The sequence below is a fragment of the Martelella alba genome, from assembly GCF_006516955.1.
Taxonomy (GTDB): Bacteria; Pseudomonadota; Alphaproteobacteria; order Rhizobiales; family Rhizobiaceae; genus Martelella; species Martelella alba.
In genome coordinates this window covers 330,471-356,150 of record NZ_VHLG01000002.1, presented here as the reverse complement: position 1 = coordinate 356,150, position 25,680 = coordinate 330,471, and the positions used below count along the sequence as shown (strand labels likewise).

The 25,680-nt window shown below is 59.8% G+C and carries 19 protein-coding genes; 12 read left to right on the top strand and 7 right to left on the bottom strand.

Annotated elements, in window-relative coordinates:
* Positions 1-33: 33 nt before the first annotated feature.
* From aroA to glyS, 3 genes are all read left to right on the top strand, one after another.
* Complete coding sequence (gene aroA, locus FJU08_RS05110) at positions 34-1,302, top strand: 3-phosphoshikimate 1-carboxyvinyltransferase (protein ID WP_141147895.1); 1,269 nt, start codon at positions 34-36, stop codon at positions 1,300-1,302.
* A 77-nt stretch (positions 1,303-1,379) separates the two neighbouring features.
* Positions 1,380-3,302: a DUF2207 domain-containing protein gene (locus FJU08_RS05105; RefSeq protein WP_235890601.1), complete on the top strand. Its 1,923-nt coding sequence runs from the start codon at positions 1,380-1,382 to the stop codon at positions 3,300-3,302.
* A gap of 218 nt (positions 3,303-3,520) precedes the next feature.
* Positions 3,521-5,635 (top strand): glycine--tRNA ligase subunit beta, encoded by a 2,115-nt coding sequence (glyS, locus tag FJU08_RS05100; protein WP_141147894.1) that lies wholly within the window; start codon positions 3,521-3,523, stop codon positions 5,633-5,635.
* A gap of 293 nt (positions 5,636-5,928) precedes the next feature.
* Here the strand turns inward: glyS and FJU08_RS05095 are convergent, their stop codons facing one another.
* Positions 5,929-6,672: a creatininase family protein gene (locus tag FJU08_RS05095; protein ID WP_141147893.1), complete on the bottom strand. Its 744-nt coding sequence runs from the start codon at positions 6,670-6,672 to the stop codon at positions 5,929-5,931.
* Positions 6,669-7,628, bottom strand: a complete 960-nt coding sequence (gene cdd / locus FJU08_RS05090; RefSeq protein ID WP_181409750.1) for a cytidine deaminase — start codon at positions 7,626-7,628, stop codon at positions 6,669-6,671. The genes FJU08_RS05095 and cdd overlap by 4 nt, the downstream gene beginning before the upstream one ends.
* Before the next feature lie 163 nt (positions 7,629-7,791).
* On the opposite strand from cdd, the gene FJU08_RS05085 reads away from it, so the two are divergent.
* From FJU08_RS05085 to FJU08_RS05060, 6 genes are all read left to right on the top strand, one after another.
* On the top strand, positions 7,792-9,135 hold the full coding sequence (locus FJU08_RS05085) for an amidohydrolase family protein (protein ID WP_141147891.1): 1,344 nt from the start codon (positions 7,792-7,794) through the stop codon (positions 9,133-9,135).
* Positions 9,136-9,239: 104 nt separating this feature from the next.
* Entirely contained in the window at positions 9,240-10,295 is a 1,056-nt protein-coding gene (locus tag FJU08_RS05080; RefSeq protein WP_141147890.1) for a BMP family lipoprotein, read from the top strand.
* 71 nt (positions 10,296-10,366) lie between these two features.
* Positions 10,367-11,908, top strand: coding sequence for an ABC transporter ATP-binding protein (locus tag FJU08_RS05075; RefSeq protein WP_141147889.1), 1,542 nt, complete (start codon positions 10,367-10,369; stop codon positions 11,906-11,908).
* Positions 11,908-12,981: an ABC transporter permease gene (locus FJU08_RS05070; protein WP_141147888.1), complete on the top strand. Its 1,074-nt coding sequence runs from the start codon at positions 11,908-11,910 to the stop codon at positions 12,979-12,981. The genes FJU08_RS05075 and FJU08_RS05070 overlap by 1 nt, the downstream gene beginning before the upstream one ends.
* An 11-nt stretch (positions 12,982-12,992) precedes the next feature.
* Entirely contained in the window at positions 12,993-13,943 is a 951-nt protein-coding gene (locus FJU08_RS05065; protein WP_141147887.1) for an ABC transporter permease, read from the top strand.
* 214 nt (positions 13,944-14,157) lie between these two features.
* Entirely contained in the window at positions 14,158-15,555 is a 1,398-nt protein-coding gene (locus FJU08_RS05060; RefSeq protein ID WP_141147886.1) for an MATE family efflux transporter, read from the top strand.
* A gap of 40 nt (positions 15,556-15,595) precedes the next feature.
* Here FJU08_RS05060 and FJU08_RS05055 read toward each other — a convergent pair whose 3' ends face one another.
* The gene (locus FJU08_RS05055; protein ID WP_141147885.1) at positions 15,596-16,912 is read right to left on the bottom strand and encodes a serine hydroxymethyltransferase; all 1,317 of its coding nucleotides are present in this window, start codon (positions 16,910-16,912) and stop codon (positions 15,596-15,598) included.
* A gap of 106 nt (positions 16,913-17,018) precedes the next feature.
* Between FJU08_RS05055 and FJU08_RS05050 the strand changes: the two genes are divergently transcribed.
* The 3 genes from FJU08_RS05050 (at position 17,019) to ubiA (ending at position 20,298) form a co-directional block, all read left to right on the top strand.
* Positions 17,019-17,924, top strand: a complete 906-nt coding sequence (locus tag FJU08_RS05050; protein ID WP_141147884.1) for a LysR family transcriptional regulator — start codon at positions 17,019-17,021, stop codon at positions 17,922-17,924.
* Positions 17,925-18,015: 91 nt separating this feature from the next.
* Entirely contained in the window at positions 18,016-19,275 is a 1,260-nt protein-coding gene (locus FJU08_RS05045) for an SAM-dependent methyltransferase (protein ID WP_141147883.1), read from the top strand.
* A gap of 69 nt (positions 19,276-19,344) precedes the next feature.
* Complete coding sequence (gene ubiA, locus FJU08_RS05040; protein WP_141148140.1) at positions 19,345-20,298, top strand: 4-hydroxybenzoate octaprenyltransferase; 954 nt, start codon at positions 19,345-19,347, stop codon at positions 20,296-20,298.
* Here the strand turns inward: ubiA and FJU08_RS05035 are convergent.
* The 4 genes from FJU08_RS05035 to FJU08_RS05020 form a co-directional block, all read right to left on the bottom strand.
* Positions 20,295-20,816 carry a DUF6101 family protein gene (locus tag FJU08_RS05035; RefSeq protein WP_235890580.1) on the bottom strand — a complete coding sequence of 174 codons (522 nt, stop codon included), beginning with the start codon at positions 20,814-20,816 and terminating at the stop codon, positions 20,295-20,297. The two genes, ubiA and FJU08_RS05035, sit on opposite strands and share 4 nt — an antisense overlap.
* A gap of 258 nt (positions 20,817-21,074) precedes the next feature.
* A complete protein-coding gene (locus tag FJU08_RS05030) occupies positions 21,075-22,565 on the bottom strand; it encodes an FAD-binding oxidoreductase (RefSeq protein ID WP_141147881.1) in 1,491 nt (496 codons plus the stop codon).
* On the bottom strand, positions 22,528-23,499 hold the full coding sequence (locus tag FJU08_RS05025) for an L-threonylcarbamoyladenylate synthase (protein WP_141147880.1): 972 nt from the start codon (positions 23,497-23,499) through the stop codon (positions 22,528-22,530). Before FJU08_RS05025 ends, FJU08_RS05030 begins: the two co-directional genes overlap by 38 nt.
* Positions 23,500-23,863: 364 nt before the next feature.
* Positions 23,864-25,453: a pectate lyase family protein gene (locus tag FJU08_RS05020; protein WP_141147879.1), complete on the bottom strand. Its 1,590-nt coding sequence runs from the start codon at positions 25,451-25,453 to the stop codon at positions 23,864-23,866.
* Between the last annotated feature and the right edge of the window lie 227 nt (positions 25,454-25,680).

Here is a 25,680-nt window from a genome sequence, read left to right as displayed (position 1 = left end):
GTCTCTTGAAGGCCCGTTGAGGACGAATTTCCGATGACTGACAAAGACAGGCTGACCGTCATTCCGCCGGAGCATGCGCTTTCCGGCCATGTCAGCCCGCCCGGTTCGAAATCCATCACCAATCGCGCGCTGTTGCTCGCCGGCCTGTCAAAAGGCACAAGCCGGCTGACCGGCGCGCTGAAGAGCGATGACACCCGTCACATGGCCAATGCGCTCAAAGCCATGGGCGTCATCGTGGATGAACCGGATGCGACGAGCTTTGTCGTCACCGGTTCCGGCGCGCTGCAGGCACCGGTTGATCCGCTCTTTCTCGGCAATGCCGGCACGGCAACACGGTTTCTGACGGCGGCCGTGGCAAGCGTCTCCGGCACGGTGGTGGTCGATGGCGACGAGCATATGCGCAAGCGCCCGATCGGGCCTTTGGTGAAAGCGCTGAGAAGCCTTGGCATTGATGCGGCTGCCCCGACCGGCTGCCCGCCGGTGACAATCCACGGCAATGGCCATTTCGGCACCGGACGCGTGGACATTGATGCCGGACTTTCCAGCCAGTATGTTTCCGCCCTGCTGATGGCCGCGCCGCTTGCGCCTGAAGGCGCGAACCAGCCGGTCACTGTTGCGCTGACGGGCTCTGAAATCGGCGCGCGCGGCTATGTCGATCTGACGCTTGATGCCATGGCAGCCTTCGGCGCTGCGGTGGAAAAGATCGACGAGGCAAGCTGGCGGGTGAAGCCGACGGGCTATCAGGCGACCGATTTCCATATCGAGCCGGATGCTTCTGCCGCCACCTATCTCTGGGCAGCGGAAAAGCTTACCGGCGGCGCGATCGATATCGGCACGGCGGCGGATAAATTCACCCAGCCCGATGCCTGGGCCTATCAGGTGATCGCATCTTTCCCGCATATGCCGGCGGTGATCGATGGCAGCCAGATGCAGGATGCGGTGCCGACGCTGGCCGTGCTTGCTGCCTTCAACCAGACGCCGGTGCGCTTTACCGGCATTGAAAATCTCCGCGTGAAGGAATGCGACCGCACCCGGGCGCTGTCGCTCGGGCTCAATGCCATCCGCGAGGGGCTGGCAGAAGAAGAGGGCGATGATTTGATCGTCCATGCCGATCCGGCCCTTGCCGGTCAGCATCTGCCGGCCGAGATCGACACCTTTGCCGATCACCGCATCGCCATGAGCTTTGCACTGGCGGGGCTGAAGATTTCCGGCATCACCATTCTTGATCCGCTCTGCGTCGGCAAGACCTATCCCGGCTACTGGGATGCGCTTGCAACGCTCGGCGTCACCTTCGAGGATTGAGGACGAAAACCATGGCGACAGCAGACCGGAACAGAAATGCCTCGGATTTGCTGGTTGAGGCCATGAAACGGCCAGCGATGCTGGCGGTTCTCTTTATGGCGCTCTTGCTGGCACCGGTCCTGCCGGCGCGGGCCGCCGAGGTGATCAACAGTTTTTCCTCGGATGTGACGGTGAAGCCCTCCGGTCTTTTTGATGTCACCGAGACGATTGCCGTTCATGCCGAGGGCGACCAGATCCGCCGTGGCATCTATCGCGATTTTCCGCTGAAGTTCCGGCAGGACAATGGCCGCAGCGGATCTGTCACCTTTGACCTTAAATCCGTCACGCTGGATGGCCGGCCGGCCCAGTGGCATACGGAAAGCATTTCCGGCGGCATCCGCATCTATATCGGCTCGGCCGATACCATGCTGCCGCCCGGCGATCACACCTATGTGCTGACCTATGATACCGACCGGCAGCTTCGCTATTTCGATGATCACGACGAGGTCTACTGGAATGCCACCGGCAATTTCTGGGCCTTTCCGATTGAAACGGCCACGGCGGTCATCCGCCTGCCGGAGGGGGTGACGCCGCTGAAGACGGATTTCTTCACCGGGGATTACGGTGCCATCGGCAAGGCCGCGCGTGAAAGCACAAACGGCAATGTGATCACCGTCACCACAACAGCGCCGCTTCCGCCTGAAGAGGGGCTTTCCGTCGTCGTCGCCATCCCGAAAGGGGCGATTACCGGGCCGGATCCGGCAACGGGCGCATCGTGGTTCTTTGACGACTACCGCAATTATTTTATCGGCTTTGGCGGTCTCATTCTGGTCTTTGCCTATTATATGATTTTCTGGCTGCGGGTTGGCCGCGATCCCAAGCCGGGCGTTGTCGTGCCGCGCTGGGAGCCGCCCGAGGGACTGTCGCCGGGGCTGGTTGCGTATGTCGAGCATCAGGGCTTCGGTTCGCACCGTTTTGATGCGATTGCGGCAACGGTGATCGATCTGGCCGTCAAGGGGTTTGTCACCATTGACGAGCCGAAAAAGGGCATGCGGATCACCCGCACGGAAAAACCCTTCGATCCGAGCCTGCCATCCGGTCAGCGCGCGGTGCTGAAGGATATTGATAATGTCGGCGGTGTCTTCATTATCGACAAGGCGCATTCAAGCTCGGTTTCGGCCATGGCCAGCGCCTTTACCGGGGCGATTACCGGCGAGCATCGCGGCGAATATTTCGTTTCCAATGGCGGCTATATCGGTGGCGGCCTGGCGCTGTCCGCCGTCTCGGTGATTGCGCTTCTGGCCTTCGGCATGATCAGCGATACGGTGATCCCGATCCTGTTTCTGTCGATTTTCATGGCGATTTTTGTCGGCCTGTTTGCCACCGCCATCTCCAAAAGCTTCAGCCGGCGCAAGAGCGGCGTGTTTCTGGTTGTGCGGCTGCTATTGCTGATCGCCTTTGGCGGTTTCTTCGCCATCCATACCATCGGCGGCATTATGCTCACCTTTTTCTCCGATGCGCTTTATGGAGAGGACTGGGCTGTCATTGTTTCCGTTGGCGGCATCGTGCTGATGAACCTTGTCTTCTTCACGCTGATGGGAGCGCCGACGCCTGCCGGGCGCAAGAAGATGGATGAGATCGCCGGGCTGAAGCAATATCTGGTGCTGGCGGAAGCCGACCGGATGAACATGGCAAGCGCGCCGAAAATGTCGCCGCAGCATTTCGAAACACTGCTGCCCTATGCAGTGGCGCTCGGCGTGGAAAAGCCCTGGTCGAAAACCTTTGATACCTGGCTTGCTGCGGCCGTTGCTGCGGGGACAGCCGGCTATTATTCGCCCTACTGGTATCACGGCGATTTCAGTCATCACCACCTGTCGGATCAGATCGGTGCCTTGTCCTCCTCCATGGCCTCGACCATGTCGTCGTCCATGCCGACGCAGAACACCTCCTCCTCCGGCTTTTCCTCCGGCGGTGGCTTTTCCGGTGGCGGCGGTGGTGGCGGCGGCGGCGGTGGCTGGTAGCAAAGTCCAGCCATTGCCTGATTGGCGGATGACTTTTGCCCGCCGACTTGCTAACACCCCCGTCACGATCATTTTGAGAACACGATAGAAGCCCGTCATGCCCGACCTATTGCTTGAACTTCGCTCCGAGGAAATTCCGGCCCCGCCCGCTCGACCGCAGCGCGGAAGCGCGAGGACGGGCAGAGCAGACGAAAACATGCGGGCGGAGGGTGTCGCACATGCCTGATTTATTGCTTGAACTTCGCTCCGAGGAAATTCCGGCCCGCATGCAGCAGAAAGCTGCCGGTGATCTGAGAAAGCTCGTCACCGATCAGCTTGTCGATCAGGGCCTGACCTATGAGGGCGCCAAGGAATACTGGACGCCGCGCCGGCTGACGCTGCATATCAAGGGACTGACGGCACGGTCTGCCGATGTGCGCGAAGAACGTAAAGGCCCGCGCGTCGGCGCACCGGAAAAGGCGCTGGAAGGCTTTCTGCGCGGCGCCGGTCTTGCCGATATTTCCGAGGCAAAGATCCAGTCGGACCCGAAGAAGGGCGATTTCTACGTCGCCATCATCGAAAAGCCCGGTCAGGACGCGCGCGACATCATCCGTTCGATCATGCCCGGCATCATCCGCAATTTCCCCTGGCCGAAATCGATGCGCTGGGGTGCGCAGTCGGTCAATCCCGGTGCGCTGCGCTGGGTGCGTCCGCTGCAGTCGATCGTCTGCACCTTCGGCACCGAGATCGAGGAAACCGAGGTCATCGATTTCGAGATCGACGGCATTGTCGCCTCCAACATTACCTATGGCCACCGCTTCCATGCGCCGCAAGGCTTTGCCGTGCGCCGTTTCGACGATTACGTCTCAGGGCTTGAGAAGGCCTGCGTCATTCTCGATGCCGAGCGCCGCAAGCATGTGATTGCTGACGATGCTGCCAATCTCGCCTTTGCCAACGGGCTGGAACTGGTGGAAGATGCGGCATTGCTCGATGAAGTATCGGGCCTTGTCGAATATCCGCAGGTTCTGCTCGGCGAATTCGAGGCGGAATTTCTGGCAATTCCGGACGAGATCACCCGGCTGACGATCAAGACCAACCAGAAATGCTTCGTCACCCGCGTGCAGGGCGAGGAAAAGCTTTCCAACAAGTTCATTCTGGTCGCCAATATCGCCGCTTCCGATGGTGGTGCGGAAATCCGCCATGGCAATGGCAAGGTGGTGCGCTCGCGCCTCTCCGATGGCCTGCATTTCTGGCACATGGATCAGCGCGACCTGCCCGACCTGAAGACGCTCGAAGCTTCGGCGGCCAAATTCGGGCTCGATCTGAAAAAGCCGCTCGACCAGCGCATGGCCAAGCTCGATGCACTGAACGTTACCTTCCATGCCAAGCTCGGCACGCAGGGTGCGCGCATTGAGCGCATCCGCGCCCTTGCCGGCAAGCTGGCACCGGTCGTCGGTGCCGATGCGGCAGAGGTTGACCGTGCGGTCGTGCTGGCCAAGGCTGATCTTCGCACCGAGGCTGTTGGTGAGTTTCCCGAGCTTCAGGGGCTGATGGGCCGCAAATATGCGAGCCTCCAGGGCGAGAGCGACGATGTCGCCGCCGCGATCGAGGAGCATTACAAGCCGCTCGGCCCTTCCGATGTCGTGCCGCGCGGCAAGGTCTCGCTCACCGTGGCGCTGGCCGACAAGCTTGATACGCTGACCGGTTTCTGGTCGATCGGCGAAAAGCCGACCGGCTCGGGCGATCCTTTCGCGCTGCGCCGCGCTGCCCTCGGCGTCATCCGCATCATTCTGGAACGCGGTGTCCGGCTGAAGCTGCTTTCGGTGTTTGACGATCGCGATCTGCTGTCCTTCTTCCATGACCGTTTCAAGGTTTACCTCCGCGACATGGGCGCGCGGCATGATCTGATCGATGCGGTGCTGACCGGGGATGCCGATGATCTGGAAGTCGTGGCGCGCCGGGTTGAGGCCTTGACCAAATTCCTCGATTCGGAAGATGGCCAGAACCTGCTGGCTGGTGAAAAGCGTGCGAGCCAGCTGCTGGCGGCGGAAGAAAAGAAGAAGACGAAGGTGGCCGAAAAGGTCGATCCGGCGCTGTTTGAGGTGCCGGCCGAAAAGGCGCTTTATGAGGCGATCCTGTCGGCCTCCGCCGCAGCGGAAAAAGCGGCGGCGGCGGAAGAATTCTTCCATGCCATGGAGGCGCTTTCTGCCCTGCGTGCACCGGTCGATGCCTTCTTCACCGATGTTCTGGTCAATGCGGATGATGAGGCCGTGCGCGCCAACCGCCTGGCGCTTCTCGCCATGATCCGCCAGGCCACGGAAAAGGTTGCCGATTTCTCGAAGATCTCCGGCTGATCACTGTTTTCGGATGACATGACGAGGCCCTCGCGCTGAAACGCGGGGGGCTCAGATTGTTGACGAAGTCGTTCAGATTGCCTGCTTGGGGTGGAATAGCCCCTCCCTCCGTCGTCATCCCCGTGCTTGTCACGGGGATCCAGATTCATAGGATATTGAATAGACGAGTTCTTTCGCCGCGCGGACGCGCGTCGGCTGGATGCCTGTGACAAACACAGGCATGACCTCAGAAAAAGGGGGAAGGTTTGTCCGCAATCTGGGCCCTTGCGCTGAAACGCAGGGGCCTTTTGCTGTCAGATACCGTGGCGTGTTCTGAACAGGCCGATCTGGCGGAGGCTCTCGGTAACGACGCCATCAATCAGGCTGCGGCCTTTTTCAGCCGTTGCCGGACGCGGATCACCGAAAACGCCGGAGCTGTTGAAATCGCGCAGCTGCATCGGTTCCATGCCGAAGGTCGGCGGAAAGTCGGGATATTCGGCTTCGGCCCTGTCCATGCGCACACTGTCGGGAGCCAGCGCCAGCATGAAAGATGTTTCCATCTCGTCGGCATGCATGAAGCCGAAACCGGCAGGCTTGCCGTCGAGAATGTCGGCACAAAGCGCGTCCAGCCCGGGATAATCGAGTGAGAGAACCGGCAGGCCGTTGCTGTTGCGGAGCCTGCGGGCGGCGAGCGCGATCGGCTCACGATTGCCGAAATGGCCGTTGACGGTGATGAGCGCGGAAAAGCCGATCCGCTTCACGCCCGCGCCGATATCGAAAATCATCGCCTGCAGCGTTTCTGGCGACAGCGAAATCGTGCCGGGAAAGGCCTCATTGTTCCAGGCCTCGCCATAAGTGACAGGCGGCAGCAGAACCGCGCTCTCTCGGCGGGCGATCTCGCGGGCAACGCCCTCGGCCATCACCGTATCGGTGACGAGCGGCAGATGGGGGCCATGCTGTTCGCAGGCGCCAACGGCAACGATGGCAAGCGCGCCCTCTGCGACCGCAGCTTCGATCTCCGGCCAGCTCGCCTTCGAGGCCTCGAGAAAGCCGCTCATAGCCCGCTCCAGTTATGGACATCAAGGCTTGCCTGCGGCGCGAGAATGGTCAGCAATTCCGCCGTTGAGCGGGCATAGTCGACCGGGCCGCCGGTGACGGTGCCAAGGGTTGCGCGCTCGATATCGTTATAGTCGAAGCCATGTGCCAGAAGGTCGATAAGGGCGGCCTGCAAAGGCGGCATGGTCGGGTTGAAGGCGACGCTTTCAATGGTTGCCCCGCTGATCAGCGCTCCGCCTTTCAGCTCCAGCACAACGGCGCCCGGCGAGCGGCTATAGGGGGCATGCGCGCGCTTGCCTGCGGCAAGCAGGGCAGGGGCGATGGCGTCGGAAATGCTATCGGCAAGGGCGAGGTCGGGGAAGTTGATTCGCCCGCCTTCCGCGCCCTTTTCATCCAGCGCTTCCGGAGAAAAAGGCCAGGGATAGAGATCGGCGAGCTTCAGCCTGTGGCCGAGGGGATCGACGAGGTTGAGATCGGCGCCTATGGCGAATTCGGACAGATATTGCCGGCAATGACCGCAGGGGTGGGCGCCCGAAAGCGCAATGGTCTTCACCGATGTGCCGCGCGAAAAGGCGCGCGAAGATACAAACCCCTCGCCATGGACAGAAAAACCAAGATGGGTGCCGGGAAATTCGAGATTGCCGCCAAGAATCAGGTTGCCGGTTTCAGCTTCCAGCCCGACCGCGCCGACGAAGAAGCCCGAGATCGGCGGGCGCGCGCGTAGCGCTGCCGTGTCCACGAGCAAGGCCATCAGAAACTCAATGTCCTCTATGTCAAACCGGTCGCAGATTTTCTCTGCGGCGGCCGCAGAAAGCACACTGCCGGCATTGGCTTTCAGCGCCTCGCGGCCGCGGCCGGCAAGGCTCTCTGCTTCCTGGCGGATGGCCGGGCCATGATTGTGTTCGATCTCGGCGATACGGTTCTTGCGGTTATTGTCAGGGGGCGCAATCGGGCTCACGCGGCTACCTTCCCGGGTTCGGGGTTCTTGATGAGAATGTGCAGCACTTGTGCGCTGCGGAAACAAGCGTATTTTTTAGGCATAGGGCGGGGAATAGGATTTGACAAGCCGGAAGCGGGCGCCAATAAGTCGCTACCTGAAACGATGAAAAAGAATGGGGAATATGGTTTCAGTTCTGCTTTCCGAAGCGACAATCCTGACCGTTGATCAGGCCGATACGGTCCATGAGCGCGGCTGGATTTCCTTCACCGATGGTCGCATCACCGGGCTTGGCCCATTGGAAACCCGGCCATCGGCCGAATGCTTTGACCAGCATTTCATCCTTGATGGCCATCTGGTCATGCCGGGGCTGATCAACGCGCATACGCATTCGCCGATGATCCTGTTTCGCGGCCATACCGAGGGTTACAGCCTGTTGACCATGGAGGGCTGGTATAATTCGGTGCGCGAGCCCGAGCTCTCGCTTGAGGCTTCCGATATCAAGCCGTCGGTGGCGCTTTCCTGTGCGGAGATGCTGCTTTCGGGCACCACGACCTTCTGCGAACAGTATTTCTTTGCTGATGAGATCGCCGAAGCCGCCGATGAAAGCGGTATCCGCGCGGTGATCGCCTATGGCATCGTGCAATTGGGCGACAGGGAGCGCGGCGAGCGGGAACTGGCGGCGGCCTCTGCCTTCATCGAACGCCAGTCGCGTGCCGGCGGGCGGATTGTCCCCTGGTTCGGCCCGCATGCGCCCTATGTCGACAATAGCGAGGACCTGATCCGCGCCGAGGTTGAGACGGCGATCCGCTATGGCTGCGGCATGCATCTGCATATGGCCGCCGGACCGGAGGATAACGCCGAAACCATGGCGCGCTACGGGCTGACGGCCACCGAGGCGCTGCACCGTGATGGCTTTTTCAATGGCCGCGTTCATGCCGCCCATTGCCTGGATCTGTCGCCGGAAGATATCGCCATCTTTGCCGCTGCGCCTGCTGCCTCTGTCGCCCATTGCGCCACGGCGGGTCTGCGCTCCGGCAAGCCCGGTATCTGCCCGGTGAAGGAATTGCGCGCGGCGGGCATCACCGTGGCGCTTGGCACGGATAATGTTGCGGCCAATAATTCCTATGACATGATCGCCGAAATGCGCGTCGCAGGCCTTGCCGCCTCACACCGCGAAGGCGTCGCCCAGCCGATCTCAAGCCGCGAGCTGGTGCGCATGGCAACCATTGACGGCGCCCGTGCGCTCGGCCTCGATCATGAAACGGGTTCGCTTGAGGTTGGCAAGGCTGCCGATATCATCGCGATTGACATGAATGGTCCCGGCTATTCGCCGGTTCCCGATATCGCGACACTTCTGGTCTATTCGGGCAGTGGCCGTGATATCTCCCATGTTTTTGTCGCTGGAGAGGCATTGGTTGTTGAAAAACGGCTGATCAAGCAAGATCTTGCCACCTTGCGCCACAAATATGAGACAACCTACAGGCGCTTCTGGGCGCGCGTGGAGGCTGCCCGCGAGGCGATTTGAATTTCGAGACGATGAGGGTCGTCTCCTGATTACTTTTTTCAAGGCGGTTGAGGCCGTCTTCGGGGACTGCAAAACAACAAGACGTTATGAGACAGGAGAACAGCATGCGCCTTCCTTCCCTTACCCGCCGTGCCTTCGGCCGGCTTGCCTTTGCCACGGGCCTTGCCCTTTCGGTTTCCGCACCGGCCGTGATGGCTGAGGATTATTCCGCCGACAACCCGTTGAAGGTTGCCTTCGTCGTTCACGGCACGCTGGGCGACAAGAGCTTTCTGGATTCTGCCGCTGCGGGCCTGAAAAAGGCTGAAGCCGAATTGCCGGTCAAGGCAACCGTCATCGAGGCGGGTTCGGATCGCTCGCGCTGGCAGCCGGCACTGGCCGATGTAACCGACGGCGATTACGACGTCATCATCGGCGGTACCTGGGAGATGACCGGTTATATTGCCGAGCTGGCCGATGAATATCCGGAAAAGAAATTCATCATCTTTGACGATGCACCGGATTTCTCCGGTGGTGCCTATCCGAATGTTCTGGCGATCCAGTACCGCACCTCGACGGCAGCCTATCTTGCCGGCTATGCCGCCGCGAAGATTTCCAAGACCGGCAAGCTCGGTGAAATTCTTGGCGTTGAAGGTTCCACCGTTCTCGAATTCGCCGTTGGTTTCGAACAGGGCGCCAAGGCTGCCAATCCCGATATCGAGGTGATGCGCTCGGTTGCCGGCTCCTTCACCGATCCGGCCAAGGGCAAGGAACTGGCGCTGGCCCAGTTCGCGCAAGGGGCTGATATCGTCTTCCCGATTGCCGGCGGTACCGGTGTCGGTGCGCTTCAGGCCGCCCGTGACGAAGGCAAGCTTGCCGTTGGCGTCGACAGCGATCAGGCAATGATCTTTGCTGACAGCGATCCGGCCCAGGCTGATGTGATCTTCACCTCGGTGGAAAAGAAGGTCGGCGATTCGCTGGTGACCGCGCTTGATGAAACCATCAAGGGGACTGCGCCTTACGGCTCGGCGATCCTTCTGGGGCTTGCAGACGGCGCCGTCGGCATCTCGGAAAATTCCTATTATGAAAAGCTGGTTCCCGCCGATGTCCGTGCCGAGGTCAAGACGCAGGAAGACGAGATCATCTCCGGCCAGATCACCGTCGATACGGCGATGGGTCAGTAATCCACCATTTGGCAGGCGCTCATCTTTTCAAGTGAAAGGATGGGCGCCTTTTCAGTTGAAAGGCAGGATTTATGGCTCCACTTCTTGAAGCCGCCGCCATCGGCAAGGTCTATCCCGGTGGCGTGGTCGCCAATGATGGTGTCGATCTTTCGGTCAATGCCGGTGAAGTCCATGCGGTCGTCGGCGAAAACGGTGCCGGCAAATCGACCTTGATGAAGATCCTGTTCGGGATCGAGCAGCCCAATAGCGGTGAGTTGCGGCTTGATGGCCATGCGGTGTCCTTCGCCAATCCCTCCGAGGCCATCGCTGCCGGGATCGGCATGGTCTTCCAGCACTTCTCGCTGGTTCCCTCTTTCACTGTCTATGAGAATGTCGTGCTGGGTGCCGAGCCGGGCTCCGGTTTCAAATTCGACCGCGAGAGCGCCATTGCCAGAGTGCGCGCGCTGTCTGAACGGTTTCATCTGAATGTTGATCCGCTGGCGCCCGTCGGCAAGCTGCCGGTCGGCCAGCAGCAGCGCGTCGAAATTCTAAAAGCGCTTTACCGCGATGCGCGGATCCTCATTCTCGATGAACCGACCGCGGTTCTGGCGCCGCAGGAGGTGGAGGAGCTGTTCACCGCCGTTCGCTCGCTGATTGCCGAAGGTCGCACCGTTATCTTCATCGCCCACAAACTGCCGGAAGTGCTGGAGATTTCCAATCGCATCACCGTCATGCGTGCCGGAAAGACCGTGGGTTCTGTCGCCGCTGACAAGACGAGCGAACAGGCGCTCGCCACCATGATGGTCGGGCGCGAGGTGAGCCTCAGGGTCGAACGATCAAAAGCGCGCGGCGACACAAGGCTTTCCGTTGAAAAGCTCAAGATTGTTTCCGAAAGCGGCACGACGGTCTGCGAGGATCTGTCGCTCAGCGTTCATGCCGGTGAGATAGTCGGTCTTGTCGGCGTTGAGGGCAATGGTCAGGCCGAGCTTTTGGAAGCCGTGGCCGGGTTGCGCAAAGCGGCTTCGGGGCGCATTGATGTCGATGGCGCCGATATCGTTGCCATGAGTGTCTTGAAACGGCGCGAAAAGGGCGTCGCCAGCATTCCCGAGGACCGCATCGCCGAAGGGCTGGCGACCGGTTCCAGCGTGGCTGAAAATCTGGTATCGACCAAGCTTGCCGATCAACGCTTTGTGCGCTCCGGCCTGCTCGATCTCAAGGCGATCCGCGCCAATGCCGAAAAGCTGATTGCACAGTTTTCGATCCGCGTCGGCGGGCCGGATTTTGCCGTCGGCACGCTGTCGGGCGGCAATATGCAAAAAGTGGTCGTCGCGCGCGAACTGTCGGAACAGCCAGGCGTGCTGCTGGTCAATCAGCCAACGCGTGGCGTTGATCTTGGTGCCACCCAGTTCATCTGGAAATCCATCGCCGATGCGCGTGATGGCGGTGCTGCCGTGCTCTTGAGCTCTGCGGACCTGTCGGAGCTTCTGGCGCTGGCTGACCGTCTGGTGGTGTTTTATCGCGGCCGCATCGTTGCTGCCTTTACCAATTCCGAGGAACTCACGGCCGAAACGCTCGGCATGTATATGCTCGGCATCGAAAAGCAGGACGCAGCAACCATGGCGAGGGCACTTTGATGGCACGCACAAAAAACTCCCGGTTCGAAGCGGTCTTCAATGAAGTTGGCCGCGCTGTCGTTGCCCTTGTCGGTGCGCTGATCGTCGCATTCATTGCCATCTGGTTCACCTCCGATGATCCCGGCAAGGCGATCGACACCTTGCTGACCGGTCCGCTTTCTTCCAAACGCACCATGGGGCTTTGGGTCGATGATGTCGCCAAGCTGACACTTACAGGTCTTGCCTTCGCGCTGGTGTTCCAGGCACGGCAGTTTTCCATGGGCGTCCAGGGGCAGGTCTTTGTCGGTGGACTTTTCGCCGCACTGGTGGCGCTTTCGCCGATCGGCACGACGGCGCTTGCCATTCCCACCGCCATTCTCGCGGCCATGGTGACCGGGGCGATTTACGGCTTCATTCCCGGCTATATCAAGGCCCGTTTCGGCGCCAATGAAATCGTCTCCTCGCTGATGCTGAACTATATCGCCATCAAGGTGGTGGATTATATCGTCCGTGCGGATCTTGCACCGGCCGGCTCCGGTCAGCTGATGTCGCCGAAATTCCCCAAGAGCGCGATCTTTCCGGCCTTCATACCGCATACGCGCTTCGATCTCGGTATCGTCATCGCGATCATCACCGTCGCGGTTGTCTGGTTTCTGCTTTACCGCACCCGCTGGGGGTTAAAGCTGAGGTTGGTCGGCCATAATCCGCGTTTTGCCGAATATTCAGGCATCCGCGCCAATACGATCATGGTGTCGGCAATGACCGTTTCGGGTGCCATTGGCGGATTGCTGGGGGCGGTTTTCGTGCAGGGCACAGCCTTTGGACGGATCACGATTGATTTCGATGGCGGGCTGCCGTTTGAGGGGATCCTGATTGCGATCGTCGCACGCAACCGGCCGCTGGCGGTACCGATCGTGGCGATCTTCTACGGCTATCTCAGGCAGGGCGCGCAGCTTATGGGCATCCGCACCGATGTTCCGGCGGAAATGATTTCGGTGGTTCAGGCGCTGGTGATCCTGCTGGTCGCCTCGTCCTTCTCGGTGCCGGGCCGCAAGCTGATTGCGCGTCTTTTTGCCAAGCCTGCAGCTGCCTGAGGGGGGTGACAATGCTTGATCTTCTTGCAACGATCTTTTCCGCGACCTTCCTCGTCATGGTGATCCGCACGGCGACGCCGCTGCTTTTCGCCACGATGGGCGGTCTGATTGCCGATCTGTCGGGGGCGCTCAATGTGGCGCTGGAAGGCATGATGCTGATCGCGGCGCTGACGGCGGTTATCACCTCGGTCTATGCGCCATGGTATGTGGCCGTTATCGCCGCCATGATGGCAGGAGGCCTGTTTGGCGCGGTGATGGGCTATTTCCATCTCAACCGCAAGGCCGATGTCGTGCTGGTGGGCTTTGCCATCAATATCTTTGCCACGGGCGGCACGGTCTTCGCACTGTCGCTTGCCACCGGCGGCGACAAGGGAACCTCCATCAACCTGATCTCCAAGGCGGTGCCGGAACTGCCGATCCCGGGGCTCAGTGCCATTCCGGTTGCCGGTCCTACGCTCGATGCGCTTTTCGGCCATAACTCGATCCTGTCCTGGCTTGCCGTGCTGTCGGTGATCGGCATCTGGTATTTCCTCTATCGCACGCCCTACGGGCTGTGGCTGCGCGGCGTCGGTGAATATCCGGCGGCGGCCGAAGCCGCCGGCATTTCGGTGATGGCGGTGAAGTTCTGGGCGCTCGTTGCCTCCGGCGCGCTTGCCGGCATTGGCGGGGCACAGCTTGCCATGTTCAACTATGTCGGCTTTACGCGTGACATGACGGCGGGGCGTGGCTTCATCGCGCTCGGCGCGGTTCTGCTCGGTGCACGCCATCCGGTGGGCGCGGCGCTTGCGGCGCTGTTTTTCGGCTTCTTCGAGGCGCTTTCGATCGTGATGCCGAACTTTTTCGCCTGGATCCCGGCGGAGATCATTCAGGCGATCCCCTTCGCCGTCACCATTGTCGCGCTTGTCCTCTTCTCCTATCGGGCCAATCGCGGGCGCAAGATGAAGACGCTGTCGGAAGCCTGACCGGGTGATAGCCGCACAGGTGCTGCGGGTGCTTGACAACCGGACGCTACCGGCCTTAATTGGCCGGCGTTAGGGGTTGCCGGCACCTGCCGCCCGCGCGTCGCTAAGACGTTGGTGAAGCCGGTCTGATTTCGTCTCCCATTTCGGATGTAACACCCGTTTTGGCGGCAATGCGGGCACTGGCTTTTCCCGGGTGTTCCTTTTGGAACCGAATATGACACGCGAAATCTCTCCGGATACGGGCAATCCGTATCTCACCGGTGCGCTTTGGCCGCTTTTTTTCAAAACGGCTGCACCGATTATTGTACTCATGCTGGTCAGCGGGCTTTTTACCGTCGTCGATGCCGTCTTTCTTGGTGTCTATGTCGGTGCTGATGCCTTGGCCGCCGTCACGCTCGTCTTTCCTGTTTTCATGGCGCTGAATGCCCTGTCCACGCTGGTCTCTTCCGGCATGGCCAGCATATTGGCGCGACGGCTTGGCTCGGGCGACAAGAAGGGTGCGCAGGCGGCGATGCAATCCGCGACATTTCTGGCCATTGCCATCTGCCTTGTGCTGATGCTGGTCTTCGCGCTCTCAGGTGCTTCGCTGATCAACTGGCTTTCGGCGGGTGATGCCGGTCTTGCACGGATGGGCATGATCTATATTGCCATCGTCATCTATGGCAGTCCTCTGACCTTTCTGATCGGCATTCAGGGTGATGCGCTGCGCTCCGAGGGGCTTGCCATGCTGATGGCGGTGATTGGTGTTGCGGTGACGCTTGCCAATATTGGTTTCAACTACATCTTCATTGTCCTGATGGGCTGGGGCGTGGCGGGGTCTGCCATCGGTACGCTTGCCGCGCAGGTGGCGGCGCTTGTCATTGCCGCAGCGCTCAGGCTTTCCGGTCGCACGCCGCTGAAATTATGGGCTATGACGGGACATAGCGGCTTTTCCGACTGGTGTGAAAACGTCAAGCTCGGCCTGCCGTCGTCTCTGACGCTGGCCGGTGTCAGTGTCACTTCCGGGGCGATGATCGTTGCCGAGCAGATCTGGGGCGGGGATCACTATGCCGCAACCATTGCTGCCTACGGCATCGTCACGCGGGTGATGACCTTCGCCTTTCTGCCGTTGATGGGGCTTAACCTCGCCTGTCAGTCGATCGTCGGCAACAATTTCGGCGCCAGCGCCTTTGGCCGCTCCGATCAGACGCTCAGGATCGGCCTTGTGGTTGGGCTGGTCTATGGTGTCGCCGTCGAGGCGATCCTGATGGCGATGCCGGGGCCGATCGCCCGGATATTCGTCACCGATCCGGCGACCATTGCCGAAATGGCGCGGATCACCCGGCTTCTGGTGATCACTTATGTGATCTATGCACCGATGATCATGCTGTCGGGTTATTTCCAGGCCATTGGCAATGCATTGGCGGCCGGTGCGCTCAGTCTGACACGGCCCTATCTCTTCGTGGTGCCGGGCATTTTTCTGCTGCCGCTTGCACTGGGGGAAACCGGGATCTGGCTTTCCGGCGCGGTCTCGGATCTTGCCATGCTCGGTGTCGCGGCAGTTGTGCTTGGCGCCAATCACCGGCGCACCGGTGCCGGTTTCGGCGTCATGATGGCGGGCCGGACGTCGTGATCGTGCCTGCGGCTTTTTCAAAGCCGCAGGCATCCAGTCCTCAGCCGTTGATGAAATGCAGCGACTGGTATCTGGCGCGCAATGCCCGTGTTTCGTCAGCCAGGCTTTCCGGCGCGTTGGACATAAGCACACGGGCGCTAAGTTCAGCGATTTCGCGGACATTGCTGCGGTTGACGCCGAAGCGCACCAGTTCCGGCGTGCCGATCCTGAGACCGTTATTGTCGCCGTCAACAGCGGCAATCGGCAGGCCGATGCCGCAGGCGAGAAAGCCGCCAAGCTCCAGCTTTTTCGAAGCCGTCTGGCCGCCGCCAAATCGGGCCGCTTCAATGGCGAACTGATGTGAGGCGGTTACGCCCCGTTCTGCTGCAAAAAGGGGTATTCCGGCCTCGGTCAACACCTCTGCGAAAGCCTGTGCCGTTGCGATCATCTCGTCAGCATAGGCCTGACCATGGTCGAGCCAGTCGGCCAGCGAAATGGCGAGTGCGGCCGTCTTGCCAGCGTCGAAATTGGCGGTCATGCCGGGAAAGGCGATGGCTTCCAGCCTCTCGGCAATCTCGGCATCATTGGTGACGATAAGCCCGCCCGCCGGACCACCAAGGCTTTTATAGGTGCTCATGGTCATGAAATGCGCGCCCTCTTCGAGCGGGTTTTTCCATGCCTTGCCGGCAATGATGCCGCATTGATGGGCTGCGTCAAACATCACCTTGGCGCCGATCTCATCGGCGATTGCCCGCACATCGGCAACGGGGTGTTCAAACAGGTTGAGGCTCTGGCCGACAGTAATCAGCGCCGGGCGGATTTCCCGCGCCATCCGTGCCAGCTGGTCGATATCGATGGAATAGCCTTTTGCGTCACTCGGCGCGGAAATGGTTTTCAGCCCGAACAGACCGGCGCATCCGGCGGCGTGATGGGTGACATGGCCGCCCACTTCCGCATCCGGTGCAATGATGGTGTCGCCCGGAGCGCAGGTGGCCATGAAGCCATAGAGATTGGCGATAGCGCCGGAAGGAATGCGCAGTTCAGCATATTTTGCATCGAAAACCCGGGCCGCGAGATCGGCCGCGATCACTTCGATTTCCTCAATCGCCTGCAGTCCCATCTCATATTTGTCGCCGGCATAGCCAAGCGACGGCCGCGATCCCAGACCGGCCGAAAGCATAGTCTCGGCGCGCGGGTTCATCACATTGGTGGCCGGGTTGAGGTTGAAGCAGCGCTTCGTATGGATCTCGGCATTTTCGCGGGCAAGCGCCTCGATCCGGGCCACGCTATCAATCGGCGAAAGGCCGATGGTCGTCTTGAGAATGGCGTTGATGCGCTCGGCACTTTGTGCGGGCAGCCAGTCGCGGTCGGCAAGCATGAAAAATCCCCTTTTTCGTTTGATGCCAGTCTAGAAGCGCCGCATCCATTGACAAGCGAGATTAATTGAATTTTGGCTTAGAAAAACTAGGTCAAGGATTCGCGTCATGCCGGTTGCTCCACCCCGTCCCAAAGGTCCGCCGCTCAATGCGCTGCGCGCGTTTGAGGCCGCAGCACGGCTTGGCGGCTTCAGCGCGGCGGCCGAAGAGCTTTCGGTGACGCCAGCGGCGATATCGCAGCATATCAAGGCGCTGGAAGACTGGGCGGGTGCGGCTCTGTTCGAGCGACGCTCCAAGGGGGTCAGGCTGACGGCGCTTGGCCGCGAGGTTATCGGTGATTTCACCCGCGCCTTTGATGCGCTGGGCGGGGCCCAGCACCGGCTGCGGGAGACGGCAAAGCCGAAACGCCTTCAGGTCGTGGCACTTCCCTCGGTTGCCCAGCTTTATCTGGCGCCACGGCTTGCAGCGTTGAAGCAGGTCTTTCCCGGTGTGACGATATCGGTGACGGCGCTGGAGCGGCCGCCCAATCTGGCGCGTGAAATGTTCGATTTCAGCCTGTTTTTCCGTAGCGTCGATCCGGCCGCGGGACAGGTTGTTCTGGCGACAGACGCCATGACACCGGTCTGCGTGCCGGCGCTTGCCGAAAAGCTTGAGACGCCCGATGACCTGCTTGCCTTTCCGCTGATTTCCGACGCGCTGTGGAACCATGACTGGCAGGACTGGTTCTGTCAGGTTATGAAGTGTGAGACTTCCATTCCGGAAGGGCCGGTTTTCTCACTTTACAGCATGGCGCTCGAAGAGGCGCTCAGTGGTGGCGGTATTCTGATGGGCCACCGGTCACTGATTGACCGGCATCTGGATCAAGGCAGGCTTGTCGCACCTTTCCCGACCCTGACCCGCGCCTGTCAGCCGCTTGTACTTGAATGTGCGGGGCGTTTTGCCCTGCGGGACCGGGTTGTATCGGCTATCGGGCTTTTGCCCTTGGAAACAAAGGAGAAATACGCGCAAAAGTAGAGTTAAATCGATTGCTTGTTTCTCGCTCCAAATTGAATAATGTGAGCCTGACGCATTAATATATGACAATAGCATTTATTCGGAGATTTTGATGGCATCCTCTCTGCCCAATCTCGTAGACAAGATTGTGAATACAGGAACGCTGAAGGTCAAATGGGCCGACGGCAGCGAAACCACCCATGGTGATGGCACCGGCGAACGCGTCAGCGTCGAGGTTACAGACGCTGAAGCAGAAAAGCTTCTTGCTTCCGATCCGGCCCTGACGCTGGGTGAAATGTACATGCAGGGCCGTTTCAAGCTGCATGACGGCGATATCTATGACTTCCTGTCATTGGTCCGCAAAAACACACTGTCTACGGTTTTTTCACCGATGATGGCGGTCAAGCTTTTTTGGCGAATCGGTCTGGCACAGCTCCACACCCGACTGCCGGTCAATCACAACCGGAAGAACGTATCGCATCACTATGATCTGACGCCATCCCTCTTCAACCTCTTCCTTGATGAGGACTGGCAGTATTCCTGTGCCTATTTCGATCCGCCGGGCATTTCGCTCGATGAGGCGCAATTGGCCAAGAAGCGGCATATCGCAGGAAAACTGTGTCTTTCTGAAGGCCAGCGCGTGCTTGAGATTGGTTCGGGCTGGGGGGGGTTGAGCCTTTATCTGGCCGAAATGGCTGGCGTTGACATGACCGGTATCACGCTTTCGCATGAACAGCTGGCGATTTCGGCCAAACGGGCGGAAAAGCGCGGCCTGTCCGATCGGGTTCGTTTCGAGCTTCAGGATTACCGGACGATGAAGGCGAAACCCTTCGACCGCATTGTTTCGGTTGGCATGTTCGAGCATGTCGGAACCGGGCGCTACAATAACTTCTTCCGGAAGTGTTTCGAGCTTCTTGATGATGACGGCGTCATGGTTCTGCATTCGATCGGCCGTGATGTCGCCGGTCACAACATGACCAACCCCTTCATCGAGAAGTACATTTTCCCCGGTGGCTATATTCCGGCGCTGTCCGAGGTGCTGCCAGCGGTGGAAAAGGCCGGTCTTCTGGTGCGCGACACCGAAATCCTGCAGATGCATTACGCCTATACGCTGCGCAACTGGCGCAATCGCTTCGTTGCCCGCAAGGAAGAAGCGATCAAGCTCTATGACGAGCAATTCTTCCGCATGTGGGAGTTCTATCTCGCCGGTTCGGAAATGGCGTTTGAGTGGGACAAGATGTTCGTCTTCCAGCTGCAGCTGTCGAAAAGCCAGTTTGCGACGCCCAATAACCGGCGCTATATGTTCGAGGCTGAGGAGAAATTCCGTCAGAAGGAAGCCTCACGCGCGCCGCTCGAACCGCTCGAATTCTAAGCTTCTCGCCAGCCGCTTCCGGGAGGAAATGGCTGGCGCAAACAATCTGGTAAGGGACCGTGGACGATGATGGACCAAGTTCGCGAGGATGACGGGCGCGTATTCGATGCGCCGTCGGAAAATTTCGTCTACCGCCTTTTGCCGCGCTGGCTCTGGCCCTATGCCCAGCTTGCCCGATGGGACCGGCCGATCGGCTGGCAATTGCTGATGTGGCCCTGTTTCTGGTCGGCTGCACTTGCCGCCGATGTTTCGGCCAATGCCGGAGCATTCCGTCCAGGGCAGTTTATTGCCCATCTCATCCTGTTTTTCATCGGCTCGGTTGCCATGCGCGGCGCCGGCTGCACCTATAATGATCTCGTTGACCACAAGATCGACGGCAAGGTGGCGCGCACACGCTCCCGGCCGCTGCCTTCGGGGCGGGTGACCCGTTTTCAGGCCAAGCTGTTTATCGCGCTGCAGGCGCTGGCTGGGCTTTTAGTGCTGCTGTGTTTCAACGGCTTCACCATCGGTCTTGCAATCGTGTCGCTGGTGGTGGTGGCGATCTATCCCTTTGCCAAGCGCTTTACCGACTGGCCGCAGCTTTTCCTTGGCCTGGCCTTTTCGTGGGGCGCACTGGTGGGATGGGCGGCGGTGTTCGGATCGCTGTCTTTCGCGCCGGTCCTGCTTTATGTCGGCGCTGTCGCCTGGACGATCGGTTATGACACGATCTATGCCCATCAGGACAAGGAAGATGATGCGCTGATCGGCGTCCGGTCCACCGCGCGGCTTTTCGCGGAAAACACCAAGCCATGGCTTCTCGGCCTTTACGGGCTCACATTGGCGCTGACGGCTCTTGCCTTCGCGCTGGCCGGTGTTGGTGCTTTCGCCTGGTTCGGGCTGGTCATTGCCGCAGCGATGATGGCCTATCAGATCACCGTTCTCGATATTGACGATGGCGATCAATGCCTGCGGCTGTTCAAATTCAATTTCTATGTTGGCCTGGTGGTCTTTCTCGGCCTGACGATCGCAGCCCTTGTTGCCTAACCGGCGGCGATCGTCTTTGCTGTATATTTCATGCTGACGCCAAGCTTGCCGCCTTTCAGCCGCATCATGGTGCGGGGGCTTTTACGCGCCGGGATGGTGCCGGTATTCTCGGTGTCATTGGCGGGGCGGATTACATCCGCGCCATTGGCGAGCGGGCGGGCGATACCGTCTGCTTCCACCATCAGCATCGGAATATCGTAGAGCGACGACCAGTTCTGCCAGTCGGCGACGATATCGTTCAGATCATGGGTGACGAGCAGCGGGATGCACATTTCCGGATCGGAATGGTGCAATTCCAGTGTCACCGTGATCTTGCCTTCGCGGTGGGCAATGGCGCGGGCGGCGACCCCCTTGAAGGCCCGGCCGGGCAGTGCAATCGAGAAGGGGAGCTTGCTTGACGGCAGGTCGCGGCGAACCACGGCGCCGCGTTCGTCCAGCTTCACGCCTATGCGCGCCTCGGCCCCCTTGGCGGCATAGCTGAACTTCTGCGGAAAATGCTGCGGATCAACCCTGATCATGGCGTCTTCCGCGTCCCTCGTCCTCTCCGAATACGACATTTGATCACCCTTTGTAACGGACCCGTTCCGGGCCTTCTGTCATGACGCTTGCTGCGTCTGTCTGAGGGCGATCATAGGCGAGGTTCTTACCAACCGTCTTAACAGCTAGGGTTAAGAAAATCTGGCGCTTGGTAATGGTTATCAAAACCCGTTCCGGCAGGGTTTAGAAGGTGTGAACACGCAGGTGACCGGGTGTTAACCAAGGCCTTGGCGAAGCGCTCAGCCTTCGACCTTCAAAACCTTGTCCGGGTTCATGATGCCTTCCGGATCGAAGGCGCGCTTGATCCGGTGCATCAGATCCATTTCGATCTCCGGGCGGATTTCGGCGAGTTCGTCGCGCTTCAGCCGGCCGATGCCATGTTCGGCGGATATCGAGCCGCCATGGGCCAGCACGATGGCGTGGACGACCTTGTTGACTTCGCCCCAGCGCCCCATGAATTCAGCCTTGTCGGCGCCGACGGGCTGGGAAATGTTATAGTGGATATTGCCGTCACCAAGATGGCCGAAGGCGCAGATGCGCGCGCCCGGCACGGTCTTCATCACCGCCGCGTCGGCTTCATGCAGGAAGGCGGGAATGGCGGAGACGGGTACGGAGACATCATGCTTGATCGATCCGCCTTCCGGTTTCTGCGCATCTGACATGGCGTTGCGCATATGCCAGATCTGGTCGATCTCGGCTTGCGACTTGGCAATCACCGCATCTTCGATCACGCCTTTTTCAAAGGCTTCCTCCAGCACAGCTTCAACCATGGCGTCGGCGGATTGCTGGGTATCGGGTGTGGAAACGTCAATCAGCACATACCAGGGATGTTGTTCGGCCAGCGGATCGCGCACGCCTTCGGTATGTTTGACGGTGAAGCCGACCACCATGCGAGCCATGAATTCAAAGCCGGTCAGCGCCGATGCGCAGCGGCTGGTGGCGATATTGAACAGCGCCAGCGCGCTTTCCGGCGAAGATACGCCGGCAAGCGCCACCTGATGGCCGCGTGGACGAGGGAAGAGCTTCAGCACGGCCCCTGTAATGATGCCGAGCGTGCCTTCCGCGCCGATGAAGAGATCGCGCAGATCATAACCGGTATTGTCTTTCTTCAGCGAGCGCAGCCCGTTCCAGATTTCCCCGGTTGGCAGCACCACTTCAAGGCCGAGGCAGAGGGCGCGCATATTGCCATAGGAAAGAACCGCTGTACCGCCGGCATTGGTGGACAGATTGCCGCCGATGCGGCACGAGCCTTCCGAACCGAGCGAGAGCGGAAACAGCCGGTCATGTGCTTCCGCTGCTTTCTGCACATCGGCAAGAATGGTGCCGCCATCGCAGACGAGGAAGTTGCCCGACGGGACGATCTCGCGAATGCGGTTCATCCGCTCCAGTGACAGCACGATATCGGTCCCTGCCTCGCGCGGCACATGGCCGCCGACATGGCCGGTGCGGCCACCAGCTGGCACGACCGGCGTTTTTGTTTCGCTGGCAAGCTTCATGATCGCCGCGACTTCCTCGGTCGAACCGGGTTTCAGCACCAGAACCGTGCGGCCGCGATAAAGGCCGCGATTTTCGGTGATATAGGGCTCAAGATCAGCGGCATCGCTCAGCACATGGGCCTTGCCGACAATAGAGGTGAAACGCGCGATCAGGGCGGGTTCGGGCAGATGGTCGGTCAACGGGATCTCCTGTGCGTCAGGGGCGCGGGGCGGCGGCGCGCGAAAGCCTGTCATTGATCGCCTCGCCAATGCCCGTTTTCGGGATCGGCGAAAAGGCGATCCGCGAGGCCTTCTCCGCATCTGCCTGTTTCATGATGTCGTAAAGCCGCGCGGCGGCTTCTGCAAGGTCGCCGGCCGCGCTCAACTGGTGGATCCGTGCGGCATTGTCGATATCGGCAATCTCGGGATGGCCGAACAGGACAAGCGTCTCGCCCGGCAAAACGGATGTGGCATTGAGCCGGACCGGTGCATTGGGCGCGTAATGGGACGCCATCATCCCCGGTGCCTCGATAGCACCGAAACTTTCCTTCCGGGTAATGGCGATGCCAGTCAGCGTCTCAACGGCGTCAAGGTTGATGCCGCCAGGGCGAAGCAGGGTGATTTCACCATCCGCGATTTTCAAAATGGTCGATTCCACGCCGACATCGGCGGCACCATTATCGATCACCAGTGCGATCTTTTCGCCGAGATCGGCTGCCACATGGGGGGCTGTTGTCGGGCTGATCCGGCCGGATGTATTGGCCGAGGGGGCCGCAAGCGGCCGGTCAAAGGCTGCGATCAAACGGTTGGAGAACCCCATCGGCACGCGGATGCCAACGCTCGGCAGACCCGCAGTCGCCGCAGCGGCAATGCCGCTGTCAGCCTTCAGTGGCAGGATCAGTGTCAGCGGGCCGGGCCAGAAGGCTTTCGCCAGCTTCAGCGCGATCTCGTCAAAGACGGCATAGCGCATGGCCATGGCAAGATCGGCCATGTGGCAGATTAGCGGATTGAAGGCGGGGCGGCCCTTGGCCGCGTAGATTTTCGCGATGGCTTCAGCATTGGTGGCATCGGCCGCCAGCCCGTAAACCGTCTCTGTCGGAATGGCAACGAGCGCACCTTCGCTGAGTGTTTTAACACCGGCGGCAAGGGCTTCATCCAGATTTTGCCTGCAATCGATGATCTGCGCCATTTTCGCATTCCTTTCGATCTGTCCGTTTAGAACGGTGGACCATCAAGCGAAAGGAAATTCTTGGCCCCAGGGCAAGGAAAAGGCGGAAGAAGCAAGGCGCAGGATCGTCTCCTGCGCCGCCAGGCTGCTGACAAAGCCATTCGGATTGCCTGTTTGGGGTGGAATAGCCGCCCCCTCTGTCGTCATCCCCGTGCTCGTCACGGGGATCCAGGCTCTTCAGGGCATTGGATTATAAGAGTCTTTCGCCGCGCGGACGCGCGTCGGCTGGATGCCTGTGACAAGCACAGGCATGACATCAGTAAAAGGGGGCGAGGTTTGTCAGCAGTCTGAGGGCGCAGGATTGCCTCCTGCGCCCCGGATGGTTTTATTTGTTTATTGGACTGAGCCATTCGGCGGTCGAAAGCGTGATCGCACCGGCGCCGGCATCGCTGGTGACGACCGCTTCCACCTTGTCTGTATCAAACAGGTTCTGCGGAACCGGCGGCTCGCCATTGTTCCACTTGAAGGGGATCGGCGGTGCTTCGGTCGGGCCAAGAGGTGTGCCGGACACGCCGCTGTCACCCTGCCAGACGATCCACTGGGTACCGCTCGCGTCGGTAATGGTGGATTGCGGTGCTGGGATCAAATCATCATCGGCGCCGGCAAGCAGTTCCATTCTGGTGTTGAAAGCTTCGATCGCTCCGGTATAGGTCGGATCCTCGGGCTTGGACTGGTTGTTGCGCAGCGGCGTCTGGACGCCTTTGTAAATGCTGTTGCGCACCATGACCGCGCCGCTTTCCGTCGAGATCGAGCCATTGGTGTAAAGCTTCAGCTTGTAGGGATCGCCACCAAGCTTTGCCGCCTTGTCCGGGTTATCGGCCAGCAGCTTGTCGTACCAGGCCATGGTTTCACGCACATCCGCGGCATCGGCGACAAGATTATAGACCTGAACATCACCGGTTCTCAGCCGCGGCATGCGGTCTTGCAAATCCTTGTAATAATTGTGGGCGAGGGTGACGACGAAGCCGGGTTTTTCCTTCTTCGAGGATGAGCCGATCAGGTGGCCTTTCTTCACCGGCATCTCGACTTCCATGATCTGGTCCTCCGTCATGAAGGAGCGCAGGAAATCATAGAAGGGATAGGCAGCCCGGTTTGCCTCCAGCGCGTCGAACTGTTCCTTCATGAAATCCGGATTGCCGCTGCCGGGCAGGATCTTGGTCCAGGAAATGGTGATACCGTTCTGTGCCTGGGTGTCGGGGCCATTGTCGGCCGGGTTGGAGGCGCCGCGCTTGATGTCGACGATCCCGTCATAGGCCTTGTAAAAGGTGCAGTGATCAATCCAGACCGCGCCGACCGCGCTTTTCTTGGAATTGCCGATGGTGATGTAATCCCAGTCATTTTCATCGTAATCACCGGCGGTTTTCTCATCCCATTCCCACATTTCGTCAAAGGTGAGATTGCGGATGATCAGGTTCTGTCCGTCATCAATGTTGAAGCCGGCATGTCGGATGGTCGCGCCGTTTTTTGAATAGATTGTCAATCCGTCAAAGCCGGTGATATTGATTTTGGAAACGCCGGTTTTCTTCAGCACAGCGCTGGTGAGTGCCGGATTATGCGCCGTGAAGAACGGATATTTTGCCGCTGTGGCATCGCCGCCAGCCTCGATATAGCCGAGATCAAGATCTGCGGTGATCTCGATGACGCGATAGGGTTCGTTGTCGGTATCGGATATGCTGGCAAGGGCGTTGAGAAATTCGTCTGCCGTCGCGACCTTGATATAGCGCGGATCATCCTCCGAATAGACCCCGCCACCGGTGACGCCAGCGACAGCGGCATAGCCTTCAATATTAAACAGCGATGGGTCGGATGGTGTGGCGCCTGCGGCAAGCGCCGTTACGGCGAAGCCTGCAGAAAGCAGCACAAAGGCTGCGGACGCCGTCAGCCGTGCGACGGTCCGCTGCGAAAAACGTGACATGAAGAGACCTCCCAAAAGTCTTCAAAAATTTCAACTTGCAGAAACTAATATGCAAGTATGCAGGAATGATAAGCCAGAAATTTGCCGTTGCAACAGGGAATTTGGCGCGAATGATGTGAAATATTTATAAGAACTGGCAAAGGCCAGGTGACAACAGGATGCGTCCATAGGTGTCGTGAACGTAAGAGTGCGCCTATCGGGCGCATTTCTCCTGCGGCCGGTTTTTC

What these genes read in the sequence shown, in the direction of transcription:
- aroA (WP_141147895.1), top strand. Translation starts at nt 34, where the DNA reads ATGACTGACAAAGACAGGCTGACCGTCATTCCGCCGGAGCATGCGCTT.
- FJU08_RS05105 (WP_235890601.1), top strand. Translation starts at nt 1,380, where the DNA reads ATGCTGGCGGTTCTCTTTATGGCGCTCTTGCTGGCACCGGTCCTGCCG.
- glyS (WP_141147894.1), top strand. Translation starts at nt 3,521, where the DNA reads ATGCCTGATTTATTGCTTGAACTTCGCTCCGAGGAAATTCCGGCCCGC.
- FJU08_RS05095 (WP_141147893.1), bottom strand. Translation starts at nt 6,672, where the DNA reads ATGAGCGGCTTTCTCGAGGCCTCGAAGGCGAGCTGGCCGGAGATCGAA.
- FJU08_RS05085 (WP_141147891.1), top strand. Translation starts at nt 7,792, where the DNA reads ATGGTTTCAGTTCTGCTTTCCGAAGCGACAATCCTGACCGTTGATCAG.
- FJU08_RS05080 (WP_141147890.1), top strand. Translation starts at nt 9,240, where the DNA reads ATGCGCCTTCCTTCCCTTACCCGCCGTGCCTTCGGCCGGCTTGCCTTT.
- FJU08_RS05075 (WP_141147889.1), top strand. Translation starts at nt 10,367, where the DNA reads ATGGCTCCACTTCTTGAAGCCGCCGCCATCGGCAAGGTCTATCCCGGT.
- FJU08_RS05070 (WP_141147888.1), top strand. Translation starts at nt 11,908, where the DNA reads ATGGCACGCACAAAAAACTCCCGGTTCGAAGCGGTCTTCAATGAAGTT.
- FJU08_RS05065 (WP_141147887.1), top strand. Translation starts at nt 12,993, where the DNA reads ATGCTTGATCTTCTTGCAACGATCTTTTCCGCGACCTTCCTCGTCATG.
- FJU08_RS05060 (WP_141147886.1), top strand. Translation starts at nt 14,158, where the DNA reads ATGACACGCGAAATCTCTCCGGATACGGGCAATCCGTATCTCACCGGT.
- FJU08_RS05055 (WP_141147885.1), bottom strand. Translation starts at nt 16,912, where the DNA reads ATGCTTGCCGACCGCGACTGGCTGCCCGCACAAAGTGCCGAGCGCATC.
- FJU08_RS05050 (WP_141147884.1), top strand. Translation starts at nt 17,019, where the DNA reads ATGCCGGTTGCTCCACCCCGTCCCAAAGGTCCGCCGCTCAATGCGCTG.
- FJU08_RS05045 (WP_141147883.1), top strand. Translation starts at nt 18,016, where the DNA reads ATGGCATCCTCTCTGCCCAATCTCGTAGACAAGATTGTGAATACAGGA.
- ubiA (WP_141148140.1), top strand. Translation starts at nt 19,345, where the DNA reads ATGGACCAAGTTCGCGAGGATGACGGGCGCGTATTCGATGCGCCGTCG.
- FJU08_RS05035 (WP_235890580.1), bottom strand. Translation starts at nt 20,816, where the DNA reads ATGATCAGGGTTGATCCGCAGCATTTTCCGCAGAAGTTCAGCTATGCC.
- FJU08_RS05030 (WP_141147881.1), bottom strand. Translation starts at nt 22,565, where the DNA reads ATGACAGGCTTTCGCGCGCCGCCGCCCCGCGCCCCTGACGCACAGGAG.
- FJU08_RS05025 (WP_141147880.1), bottom strand. Translation starts at nt 23,499, where the DNA reads ATGGCGCAGATCATCGATTGCAGGCAAAATCTGGATGAAGCCCTTGCC.
- FJU08_RS05020 (WP_141147879.1), bottom strand. Translation starts at nt 25,453, where the DNA reads ATGTCACGTTTTTCGCAGCGGACCGTCGCACGGCTGACGGCGTCCGCA.